This is a genomic window from Ramlibacter tataouinensis, assembly GCF_027941915.1.
Lineage (GTDB): Bacteria > Pseudomonadota > Gammaproteobacteria > Burkholderiales > Burkholderiaceae_C > Ramlibacter > Ramlibacter tataouinensis_C.
On sequence record NZ_CP116009.1, the window covers coordinates 695,071 to 706,481 of the forward strand.

Sequence of the window (11,411 nt, forward strand, 5' to 3'; positions counted from 1 at the left end):
GCCCGGGCCCAGCGGGGTCACTTCGTCTTGCCGGGGTCCTTGACGTCCTTGATCACGTCGAACTCGACGTTCCAGAGCTGGCCGTCCTTCTTCTCGACCTTGCGCAGGTACACGTTCTGCGTGATGTCGCGGGTCTGGGCGTCGATCAGCACCGGGCCGCGCGGGCTCTCGAACATGTCGCCCTTCATGGCGTTGACCAGGGCCTCGCCCTTGCCCTTGCCGCCGGTCTTCTTGATCGCGTCGTAGATCAGGCGCATGCCGTCGTAGCCGCCCATCGCCATGAAGTTGGGGCGCAGGCCGTTGTTGGCCTTCTGGAAGGCCTCGACGAACTTCTTGTTGGCCGCCGAGGGGTGCGCGGCCGAGTAGTGGTGCGAGGTCACCACGCCGACGGCGGCATCGCCCATGTCGTTGAGCTGGTCGTCGTCGGTCACGTCGCCGGTGGCGATCAGGCGGATGCCGGCCTTGTCCATGCCGCGCTCGGCAAACTGCTTCATCACCGCCGCGCCGGCGCCGGAGGGCACGAACACGAACAGCGCATCGGGCTTGAGGTCGCGCACCTTCTGCAGGAAGGGGGCGAAGTCCGGGTTGCGCAGCGGCACGCGCAGCGACTCGGGCACCTTGCCGCCGTTGAACTGGAAGCGCTCCTTGAAGAACTTCTCGGCGTCGATGCCGGGGCCGTAGTCGCTCACCAGCGTCACCACGTTCTTGATGCCGTTCTTGGGCGCCCAGTCGGCCAGCGCCACCGACACCTGCGGCAGCGTGAAGCTGGAGCGCACGATGAAGGGCGAGGCCTGGGTGATGCTGGAGGTGGCCGCGGCCATCACCACCAGCGGGGTCTTCGACTGCGTCGCGAGCGGCGCCACCGCCAGCGCCGAGGGCGTGATGCCCATGCCGGCCAGCACGTCGACCTTGTCGTTGACGATCAGTTCCTGCGCCAGGCGGCGCGTCATGTCGGGCAGGCTGGTGTCGTCCTTGACGATCAATTCCACCTTGCGGCCGGCCACGGTGTCGCCGTTCTGGGCGATCCACAGGCGGGCAGCGGCCTCGACCTGGCGGCCGGTGGTGGCCTGCTGGCCGGTCATCGGCAGGATCAGGCCGACCTTGAAGGGCGCGCCTTGGGCGAAGGCCAGGCCGCCGCTGGCCAGCAGGGCCGCGCAGGCGGTGGCCCGCAGCAGGTTTCTCTTGTTCATCGAAGGTCTCCTGGTAGGGGAAAGGAATCGGGCACGGGCATCCGCCGCCGGGCTGTGATTCTGGTCAGCGCCGGGCCCATGGCCAAGGCAGGGGGCGGTCTATCAGCTATCCCTTTTGAGCATAGCCCGGCGGCCGATCTTTGTCGCTCGGCAGGCGCCCACGAGGCACCCTGCGCACGGCGGGCATCGGGTCGAGCGCTCCGGAGGGCGGCCGGCGCGCTCATGCGCGCTTGCGGATCAGCCGCACGGCGGGCATGCGGTCGAGGTGGGGACCCTGCACGGCTTCGCGCAGGTTGCGTTGCGCCAGCCGCGAGTGCTCGCGCATGATGGCCTCGGCGCGCGCGCCTTCGCGCTGCCCGATCGCCTCGAGCACCTGGCGATGCTGGTCCTGCGCGACGATGAGCATGTCGCGCGCCTGGGCCGAATTGGCCTGGACCACGACGAAGCCCGAGGGCGACGCGAACGGCAGGCTAACCACCCGCTCCAGCTCGCGCGCCAGCACCGGGCTGCCGGCCGCTTCGGCCAGCAGGGCATGGAAGCGCTGGTTCAGCGCCACGTAGCGGGAGAACGCCTCGTCGTCCAGGGCCGGCTGCGCCAGCACGGCGTCGATGCCGGCCAGGCACTCGCCGGCTTCGGCCAGCACCACCGCGGGCGCGCCGCGCTCGGCCGCCAGGCGCGCGGCCAGGCCTTCCAGCGTGCCGCGCAGCTCGATCGCGTCGGCCACGTCGCGCTCGCTGAAGGTGCGCACCGCGTAGCCGCCGTTGGGCAGGGCTTCCAGCAGGCCCTCCTGCTCCAGCCGCATCAGGGCGGCCCGGATCGGCGTGCGCGACACGCCCAGCCGCTCCACGATCGCCAGCTCGGCGATGCGGCTGCCGCCGGGCAGCTCGCCGGACAGGATCAGCTCGCGCAGCCGCAATTGCGCCTTGACGGCCTGGGAAGCGCTGCCTTCGACTTCAGGGACTGTCCTGGATTCGTTCTTCATGTATACATTGACCTCGTTCCGGTGGCCCGACCCCGGGCGTCTGGAAACCCAGCACGAGGGCCGCATTCTCCAATGAAAACAGCCTGAATCCAGCCATTCTCCGACGCCCTCCAAGACCGGCCGGTTCTATCAGTTATTCCGCTTTCTGCATACACACGGTATTCCGGACGGCACAATCACGGCATCGTATCCGCACTGTCCTGCCCTCGAAAGCCATGTTTCCCAAGAACGCCTGGTACGTCGCCTGCACCCCCGACGAGATCGAAGCCAAACCCCTGGGGCGCACCATCTGCAACGAGAAGATCGTCTTCTGGCGCCCGGGCCCCGGCCAGGTGGCGGCGGTGGAGGACTTCTGCCCGCACCGCGGCGCCGCCCTGTCGCTGGGCCGCGTCTGCGAGGGCCAGCTGGTCTGCGGCTACCACGGACTGGTGATGGGCTGCGAGGGCAAGACCGTCTCCATGCCCGGCCAGCGGGTGCAGGGCTTTCCCAAGGTGCGTGCCTATCCGGTGGCGGAGAAGTACGGCTTCATCTGGGTCTGGCCGGGCGATCCGGCGCAGGCCGATCCCGCCACGATCCACCACCTGGAATGGGCCGACAACCCGCAGTGGGCCTACGGCGGCGGCCTGTACCACATCGCCTGCGACTGGCGCCTGATGGTGGACAACCTGATGGACCTGACCCACGAGACCTACGTGCACGTGGACAGCATCGGCCAGAAGGAGATCGACGAGACGCCGGTCAGCACCAAGACCGAAGGCGACCACGTGATCACCAGCCGCTTCATGGACAACGTGATGCCGCCGCCGTTCTGGCGCGCCAACCTGCGCGGTGCCGGGCTGGCCGACGACGTGCCGGTGGACCGCTGGCAGGTCTGCCACTTCTATCCGCCCAGCCACGTGCTGATCGAGGTGGGCGTCGCGCATGCCGGCAAGGGCGGCTACCACGCCGACCCGAAGGACAAGGTGTCCAGCATCGTGGTGGACTTCCTCACGCCCGAGACCGGCACCAGCATGTGGTACTTCTGGGGCATGGCGCGCAACTTCCGGCCGCAGGACACCGCGCTGACCGCGCAGATCCGCGACGGCCAGGGCAAGGTGTTCGCCGAGGACATGGCGGTGCTGGAGGCGCAGCAACGCAACCTGACCGCCTGGCCCGACCGGCGGCTGCTGATGCTCAACATCGACGCCGGCGGCGTGCAGTCGCGCCGCATCATCGACCGGATGATCGCGGCCGAAAAGCCGGCTAAGCTGGTTGCATGAGCGACCTCGTCGTCACCGTCCTGCGCAAGAAGCAGGAAGCGCAGGACATCGCCAGCTTCGAGCTGGCGCGGGCCGACGGCGGGCCGCTGCCGGCCTTCAGCGCCGGCTCGCACATCGATGTCCACGTGCCCGGCGGCCCCGTCCGCCAGTACTCGCTGTGCAACGACGCCGGCGAGCAGCATCGCTACCGCATCGCCGTGCTGCGCGATCCGGCCACGCGCGGCGGCTCGGCCGGCATGCACGACGGCGTGCGCGAAGGCGACCGCCTCACCATCAGCGAGCCGCGCAACCATTTCCCGCTGGTGCACGCGCGGCGCAGCGTGCTGCTGGCCGGCGGCATCGGCGTGACGCCGCTGCTGTGCATGGCGCAGCGGCTGGCGGCGATCGGCGCCGACTTCACGCTCCACTACTGCACCCGCTCGGCCGCGCGCACGGCCTTCCGTGACGAGATCCTGGCCTCGACCTTCGCGGGCCGCGTGCAGTTCCACTTCGACGACGGCGAGCCGGCGCAGAAGCTGGACCTGGCGGCGGCGCTGGGTGGTCACCCCGCTGCCGACACCCATCTGTATGTGTGCGGCCCAACCGGCTTCATCGACTTCGCGGTGCAGGGCGCCCGCGCCGCCGGCTTCGGGTCGGACCAGATCCACCTGGAGTACTTCGGCGCGGCGCCGCAGGACACCCGCGGCGACGGCACCTTCGAGGTGAAGATCGCCAGCAGCGGCCAGGTGGTCGCGGTGCCCGCCGGCCAGACGGTGGTTCAGGCGCTGGCCGCCGCCGGCGTGGAGATCCTCACGTCCTGCGAGCAGGGCGTGTGCGGCACCTGCCTCACGCGCGTGCTGGAAGGCGAATGCGACCACCGCGACCTCTACCTCACCGACGAGGAGAAGGCCCGCAACGACCAGTTCACGCCCTGCTGCTCGCGCGCGAAGAGCCCGGTGCTGGTGCTCGACCTGTGAGCCCGTCCGCTCCCCCGGCGGGGAGCGGGTATCTTTGCCGCCTGGCCCCATCCCGCAATTTCCTGACCAAGAGGACGACACCATGATGAAACTCCCCGCCCGCTACGACCACGTCGGCAGCTTCCTGCGCCCGAAGTACCTGCTGGAAGCGCGCGAGCAGAAGGCCCGCGGCGAGATCACGCCCGAGCAGCTGCGCGAGGTCGAGGACAAGGCCATCGCCGAGGTGGTGCAGTTCCAGGAGAGCGTCGGCCTCAAGAGCATCACGGACGGCGAGTTCCGCCGCACCTATTTCCACATCGATTTCCTCGAGCAGCTCGGCGGCGTCAAGACCGACATCCCGGTGACCATCCGCAAGCCCGACGGCAGCGAGGAGCTGGCACCACCGGTGATCCGGGTGGTCGACAAGGTGCGCCACGCCAAGGACATCCAGAAGGCGGACTTCGAGTACCTGAAGACCCAGGTCGGCGCCGGCCGCACGCCCAAGGTGACCATCCCCTCGCCCACCATGCTGCACTTCCGCGGCGGCCGCGCCGGCATCAGCAAGGACGCCTACCCCGAGCTGGACCCGGCGTTCTACGACGACGTGGCCAAGGCTTACGGCGACGAGCTGCGCTCGCTGTACGCCGCCGGCTGCCGCTACGTGCAGATGGACGACACCAACCTGGCCTACCTGTGCGACGAGAAGATGCGCGAGGCGGCGCGCCAGCGCGGCGACGACCCCAACGAGCTGCCGCACCGCTACGCCAAGTTCATCAACCGGGTGGTGGCGCAGAAGCCCGAAGGCATGCTGCTGGCCATGCACCTGTGCCGCGGCAACTTCAAGAGCACGCACGCGGCGGCCGGCAACTACGAGCCGGTGGCCGAGGCGCTGCTCAAGGAGATGGACATCGACGCCTACTTCATGGAGTACGACGACGACCGCTCGGGCGACTTCCGGCCGCTGCGCTACCTGCCCAAGGGCAAGACCGTGGTGCTGGGGCTGGTGACCACCAAGTTCGGCCAGCTCGAAAGCAAGGACGTGCTCAAGCGCCGCATCGACGAAGCGGCCAGGCACGCGCCGCTCGAGCAGCTGGCCCTGTCGCCCCAGTGCGGCTTCTCCAGCACCGTCCACGGCAACAACATCGCCGTGGAAGACCAGCGCAACAAGCTGCGGCTGGTGATCGAGACGGCGCAGGAGGTGTGGGGCGAGGCCTGAGCGCGGCCGGGACGCTTAGAACTTCCGTACTGGTGCGCGACACAACGTCGCGCACGGTCGGGGTGCGTGGATGAGCGACAATATGCGTTTCCCGCATTCCATCCATACCAACCGTCATGAAGTACGCGAGCAGCCATGATTTCCTGGCCGAGGTGGCCAGGCGCAACCCGGGCCAACCCGAATTCCTGCAAGCGGTGACCGAGGTCATCGAAAGTCTGTGGCCGTTCATCGAGCGCAACCCGCGCTACGCCGAGCACGGCCTGCTCGACCGCCTGGTGGAGCCGGAACGCATCATCCAGTTCCGCGTGTCCTGGGTCGACGACCACGGCGAAGTCCAGGTCAACCGGGCCTTTCGCATCCAGCACAGCTCGGCCATCGGCCCGTACAAGGGCGGCCTGCGCTTCCACCCCTCGGTGAACCAGTCGATCCTGAAGTTCCTGGCGTTCGAGCAGACCTTCAAGAATGCGCTGACGACCCTGCCCATGGGCGGCGGCAAGGGCGGCTCCGACTTCGACCCCAAGGGCAAGAGCCCCGGCGAGGTGATGCGCTTCTGCCAGGCCTTCATGACCGAGCTGTACCGCCACGTCGGCGCCGACACCGACGTGCCGGCCGGCGACATCGGCGTGGGCGGCCGCGAGGTCGGCTTCATGGCCGGCATGATGAAGAAGCTGTCCAACCGGGCCGACTGCGTGTTCACCGGCAAGGGCCTGTCGTTCGGCGGCTCGCTGATCCGCCCGGAAGCCACCGGCTACGGCACGGTCTATTTCGCCGCGGAGATGCTCAAGCAGCGCGGGCTGGACTTCCAGGGCCTGCGCGTCAGCGTCTCCGGCTCCGGCAACGTGGCCCAGTACGCGGTCGAGAAGGCGATGGCGCTGGGCGCCAAGGTGGTCACGGTGTCCGACTCGAGCGGCACCGTCGTCGACATGGACGGCTTCACCCCGGCCAAGCTGGCCGAGCTGATGGAGGTGAAGAACCACCAATACGGCCGGGTGAGCGAGTACGCCGAGCGCACCCGCACCGAGTTCCATGCGGGCAAGTGCCCGTGGGCGGTGCCGGTCGACGTGGCCCTGCCCTGCGCCACCCAGAACGAGCTGACCGCCGAAGACGCCAGGACTTTGGTCAAGAACGGCGCGGTGTGCGTGGCCGAAGGCGCCAACATGCCGTCCACCCTGGAAGCGGTGCAGGTGTTCGAGCAGGCCGGCGTGCTGTTCGCCCCGGGCAAGGCCAGCAACGCCGGCGGCGTGGCCACCTCCGGCCTGGAGATGAGCCAGAACGCCATGCGCCTGTCGTGGCCGCGCGAGGAAGTCGATGCCCGCCTGCTGGTGATCATGCAGGGCATCCACGCCGCCTGCGTGCAGCATGGCACACGCGAGGACGGCCGCGTCAACTACGTGGACGGCGCCAACATCGCCGGCTTCGCCAAGGTGGCCGACGCCATGCTGGCCCAGGGCGTGATCTGAGGCAGCGCTGAAGAAAGTCGCTACGCGAGACTTTTTTCAGCGATCCAGAACGCCCCCACACAACGCGCCTGGCCGCGCCAGAATGGGCGCCCCGGAACATCTCCCGGAGGCGCCCATGTCGTTCCTGAACCGCCGCCAGCTGATCGGGGCCGGCGCCCTGCTCCCCTTGACGGCTGCGCTGCCGGCCGGGGCCGCTGCAGGCCGGCTGCAAGGCTGGAAGCTCGCCACCCCGCGCCGCACCGGCATCCATGACGTGGCCCCGGCGCCCGACGGCGGCGTCTGGTTCAGCGCCCAGGCCAGCGGCCACCTGGGCTGGTTCGACCCCCGCAGCGGCCGCACCGAACTCATCGCGCTGGGCAGCGGGTCCTCGCCGCACGGCGTGATCCAGGGCCCCGACCAGGCGGCGTGGCTGACCGACGGCGGGCAGAACGCGATCGTCCGGGTCGGCTGGCCCGACCGCCAGGTGCGGGGCTTCCCGTTGCCGGCCGGCACGCCCTGGGCCAACCTCAACACGGCCGCGTTCGACGGCGACGGCAACCTGTGGTTCACCGGGCAATCCGGCTGGCTGGGCCAGGTGGCCGTGAAGTCCGGCGAGGTCAAGGCCTGGCCGTCGCCGCGCGGCCGCGGGCCCTACGGCATCTGCGCCACGCCGACGGGGGACATCTGGTGGTGCTCGCTGGCCGGCTCCTTCATCGCCCGCATCGAGCGGCGCAGCGGCGAGTCGCACATCGTCGAGCCGCCGACCCGCGACCAGGGCGCGCGCCGCGTCTGGAGCGACAGCCAGGGCCGCATCTGGGTCAGCGAATGGAACAGCGGCCAGCTGTCGATGCACGACCCGCGCAGCGGGGCCTGGCACGCCTGGAAGGCGCCGGGCACCAACCCGCGCGTCTACGCGGTGTACGTCGACGAGCGCGACACGGTCTGGATCAGCGAGTGGAGCGGCAATGCCGTCTACGCGTTCGACCCGAAGTCGGAGAAGTTCGAGCGCTATGCGCTGCCGCGCGAAGGCGCCAGCGTGCGCCAGATCCTCGGCCGCCCCGGCGAGGTGTGGCTGCCGGAAAGCGGAACCGAGCACATCGCGGTGATCCGCACCGCGTAAGGGGCTCCCTCCCGCGCGGGGAGGGAGCAGACCCGGCTTACTGCGGCTCCAGCCCGACCTTCTTGACCACGGCCGCGTACTTGGCCAGTTCGCGGCGGAACGCGGCCTGGGCTTCCTCGACGCTGCTGATCTGGATCGTGTTGCCCTGCTTGGCCATGGCTTCCTTGACCGCCGGGTCGCCGAAGGCCGACACCACGGCGCCGTGCACCTTCTGCACGTTCGCTGCGCTCATGCCCTTGGGCCCGATCACCGCGAACCAGGCTTCCACGGCGAAGCCCGGCATGCCCTGCTCGGCGAACGTCGGGATGTCCTGCGCCGCCGGCGAGCGCTGGGGCGTCAGGGTGCCGATCGGGCGCAGCGCGCCGGCCTTGATCTGGCCCTGCACGCTGGGCAGCGCCGCCACGGCAAAGTCGATCTGGCCGCCCATCAGGTCCGCCACCATGGGGCCCACGCCCTTGTAGGGCACGTGCTGGGCCTTGGCGCCGGCGGCATCCAGGTACAGCTCGGCGGCCAGGTGCAGGATGGTGCCGCTGCCGCCGGAGCCGAAGTTGTAGCCGCCGGGCTTGGCCTTGAGCAGGGCGACGAACTCCTTGTGGTTGGCCGCCGGCATCTTGTTCGGGTTGGCCACCAGCACCATCGGCGTGGAGCCGACCACCGCGATCGGCGTGAAGTCGCCCGGCATGTCGAAGGGCAGCGACTTGAGCACGCTGGGGAAGATCACGACGTTGTTCGACACCACCGACAGCGTGTGGCCGTCCGGCGCCGAGCGCGCCAGCGCCTGCAGGCCGACGATGCCGCTGGCGCCCGACTGGTTGTCCACCACCACCGAGGCGCCGAGCGCCTTGCCCAGCGCCGGCTGGGCGGCGCGGGTGATCGCATCCACGCCGGAGCCGGTGGCGTTGGGCAGGATGAACCTCACGGTCGGCGCCTGCGCCAGGGCGCCCAGCGGCACGAGGGAGGTCGCGGCGGTGGCGGCAGTGGCGGCCAGCAGCGAGCGGCGGGCCGGGTCATGGCGGGTGTTCATGGATGTCTCCTTGGTGGTGGGGTGAAAAAGGGATGCCGGGCGGCGCTCAGGCGACCACCCGGCGCGCGCGCAGCGCGTCGATGTCGTTGTCGCCGTAGCCCAGCTCGTGGAGCAGGCCGGCGGTGTGCTCGCCCATGGCGGGCGGGTGCAGGCGCACCCCGGGTCGCTGCCCGTCCATCGTGAAGGGCAGCAAGGTGGCCTTGGCGGTCTCGCCGGCGCGCGGCCCGTCGGTCAGCCGCACGTCGGCCAGCCCGCCGGTGGCCAGCAGGTGCGGGTCGTCCAGCAGTTCCTCGGGCTTGCGGATCGGCGCGAACGGCAGGCCGTGGCGCTCGAAGATCGCGGCCAGCTCGTTCGCGGACCAGGCCTTGAGCCGCTCGCGCAGCACCGGCAGCAGGCGCGGGCGCTGGCGCACGCGGTCGTTGTTGGTGGCGTAGGCCGGATCGGCCAGCAGGTCGGCGAAGCCGAGCGCGTCGCAGAACACCTTCCACTGCGCGTCGCTGACCGCCGCCAGGAAGATCTGCTCGCCGTCCTTGACCGTGAACACGTCGTAGACCGCCCAGGCCGAGATGCGGTCGGGCATGGGGGCGGCCGGCTGGCCGGTGATGGCGTACTGCAGCATGTGCTGGCCGACCAGGAACACGTTGTTCTCGAACAGCGCGCTCTGCACCTCCTGGCCGCGCCCGGTGATGCCGCGCTGCACCAGCGCGCCGAGCGCCCCGATGGCGCCGAACATGCCGCCCATGATGTCGTTGACGCTGGTGCCGGCGCGCAGCGGGTCGCCCGGCCGCCCGGTCATGTAGGCCAGGCCGCCCATCATCTGCACCACCTCGTCGAGGGCCGTGCGCTGCTCGTAGGGGCCGGGCAGGAAGCCCTTGAGGCTGATGTAGATGAGGCGCGGGTTGGCCTGGGCCAGGCTGGCGTAGTCCAGCCCGTACTTGGCCATGGTGCCCGGCTTGAAGTTCTCGGCCACCACGTCGGCGCTGCCGCACAGGCGCCGCGCGATCTCCGCGCCGTCGGGGCTGCGCAGGTCGAGCGCGATGCTCTTCTTGTTGCGGTTGAACATGGGGAAGAACCCCGCGCCGGCGCCCAGCAGGTGGCGGGTGCGGTCGCCCTCGATCGGCTCGACCTTGATCACCTCGGCACCCAGGTCGGCCAGCACCAGCCCGCAGGTCGGGCCCATCACCATGTGGGTGAACTCGACCACGCGCAGGCCGACCAGCGGCAGCGGCGCGCCGTTCTTCGCGCTGCTCAAGCCGCCACCTCCGCGCGCATCGTGCGCGGCAGCCCGGCGCGCCACAGCGTGCCGTGCAAAGGCTCGCCTTCCAGCCATTGCGCCACCTGGGCGCGCAGGGCGAGCAGCCGGTCGAAGTCGATGCCGGTCGCGATGCCCATGCTGGCCAGCAGGTAGGCCAGGTCCTCGGTGGCGACGTTCCCGCTGGCGCCCGGCGCGTGCGGACAGCCGCCGATGCCGCCGATGCAGGCATCGAGCCGGCGGATGCCCAGCCGCAGCGCGGCATAGCAGTTGGCCAGGCCGAGTCCGCGGGTGTCGTGGAAATGCGCGCTGTCCAGGCGGTCGCCAGCCACGCGCAGCACCTGCTCGAACACGCGGGTGACCATCGCCGGGTCGGCGTAGCCCACGGTGTCGGCCAGGCTGACGCGCTCGGCGCCGGCGTCCAGCACCGCCTGCACCAGGCGCACCACCTCGGCCGCGGCCACTTCGCCCTGGATCGTGCAGCCGAAGGCGGTGCTGATGCCCACCTCCAGCAGGGTGCGCGAGCCGGCGGCGTCGCGGGCGGCGCGGATGCGGCCGATCTCGGCCAAGACGTCGTCGGGCGTCTTGCGCAGGTTGGCCAGGCTGTGGGCATGGCTGGCCGACAGGGGCACCAGCAGGGTGTGGGCCTCCTCGGCGATGGCCCGCTCGGCGCCCTTGAGGTTGGGCACCAGCACCGAAGCGACCAGTCCGGGCAGCGTCTTCGCGAAGGCGAGGATTTCGGCGGTGTCGGCCAGTTGCGGCATCAGCCGGGCCGGCACGAAGGAGCCGACCTCCAGCTCGCGCAGGCCGGCGGCGTGGGCGGCGCGGATCCAGTCGAGCTTGGCGGCGGTGGGGACGGTGCGCGGAATGATCTGCAGGCCATCGCGCAGGCCCACGTCGCGCACGACCACGCGCGCGGGCAGGCCGTCGGCTGTGAAGGCGTTCTCTTGCATGGGGTCCAGTCTAGAATTTCCGGATTGTCATGTCTTCTCAT

Annotated in this window: 10 protein-coding genes; 5 read left to right on the plus strand and 5 right to left on the minus strand. The window is 70.2% G+C overall.

Annotated elements, in window-relative coordinates; genetic code table 11:
• Positions 1 to 17: 17 nt before the first annotated feature.
• Together PE066_RS03160 and PE066_RS03165 are read right to left on the minus strand one after the other, a co-directional pair.
• The gene (locus PE066_RS03160; RefSeq protein WP_271235113.1) at positions 18 to 1,190 is read right to left on the minus strand and encodes an ABC transporter substrate-binding protein; all 1,173 of its coding nucleotides are present in this window, start codon (positions 1,188 to 1,190) and stop codon (positions 18 to 20) included.
• Between the two features lie 220 nt (positions 1,191 to 1,410).
• Positions 1,411 to 2,172: a GntR family transcriptional regulator gene (locus tag PE066_RS03165; RefSeq protein ID WP_271235114.1), complete on the minus strand. Its 762-nt coding sequence runs from the start codon at positions 2,170 to 2,172 to the stop codon at positions 1,411 to 1,413.
• Positions 2,173 to 2,387: 215 nt separating this feature from the next.
• Between PE066_RS03165 and PE066_RS03170 the strand changes: the two genes are divergently transcribed.
• The 5 genes from PE066_RS03170 (at position 2,388) to PE066_RS03190 (ending at position 8,141) form a co-directional block, all read left to right on the plus strand.
• The gene (locus PE066_RS03170; protein WP_271235115.1) at positions 2,388 to 3,431 is read left to right on the plus strand and encodes an aromatic ring-hydroxylating dioxygenase subunit alpha; all 1,044 of its coding nucleotides are present in this window, start codon (positions 2,388 to 2,390) and stop codon (positions 3,429 to 3,431) included.
• Positions 3,428 to 4,387, plus strand: a complete 960-nt coding sequence (locus tag PE066_RS03175; protein WP_271235116.1) for a PDR/VanB family oxidoreductase — start codon at positions 3,428 to 3,430, stop codon at positions 4,385 to 4,387. Before PE066_RS03170 ends, PE066_RS03175 begins: the two co-directional genes overlap by 4 nt.
• Positions 4,388 to 4,469: 82 nt before the next feature.
• Positions 4,470 to 5,582 (plus strand): 5-methyltetrahydropteroyltriglutamate--homocysteine S-methyltransferase, encoded by a 1,113-nt coding sequence (locus tag PE066_RS03180; RefSeq protein ID WP_271235117.1) that lies wholly within the window; start codon positions 4,470 to 4,472, stop codon positions 5,580 to 5,582.
• A 116-nt stretch (positions 5,583 to 5,698) separates the two neighbouring features.
• Positions 5,699 to 7,042 (plus strand): NADP-specific glutamate dehydrogenase, encoded by a 1,344-nt coding sequence (gene gdhA, locus PE066_RS03185; protein ID WP_271235118.1) that lies wholly within the window; start codon positions 5,699 to 5,701, stop codon positions 7,040 to 7,042.
• Positions 7,043 to 7,157: 115 nt separating this feature from the next.
• Positions 7,158 to 8,141, plus strand: coding sequence for a Vgb family protein (locus tag PE066_RS03190; protein WP_271235119.1), 984 nt, complete (start codon positions 7,158 to 7,160; stop codon positions 8,139 to 8,141).
• Positions 8,142 to 8,178: 37 nt separating this feature from the next.
• Here the strand turns inward: PE066_RS03190 and PE066_RS03195 are convergent, their stop codons facing one another.
• From PE066_RS03195 to PE066_RS03205, 3 genes are all read right to left on the minus strand, one after another.
• A complete protein-coding gene (locus tag PE066_RS03195) occupies positions 8,179 to 9,165 on the minus strand; it encodes a Bug family tripartite tricarboxylate transporter substrate binding protein (RefSeq protein WP_271235120.1) in 987 nt (328 codons plus the stop codon).
• Positions 9,166 to 9,211: 46 nt separating this feature from the next.
• Positions 9,212 to 10,351 (minus strand): CaiB/BaiF CoA transferase family protein, encoded by a 1,140-nt coding sequence (locus PE066_RS03200; RefSeq protein WP_271236493.1) that lies wholly within the window; start codon positions 10,349 to 10,351, stop codon positions 9,212 to 9,214.
• Positions 10,352 to 10,413: 62 nt separating this feature from the next.
• Entirely contained in the window at positions 10,414 to 11,370 is a 957-nt protein-coding gene (locus tag PE066_RS03205) for a hydroxymethylglutaryl-CoA lyase (RefSeq protein ID WP_271235121.1), read from the minus strand.
• Between the last annotated feature and the right edge of the window lie 41 nt (positions 11,371 to 11,411).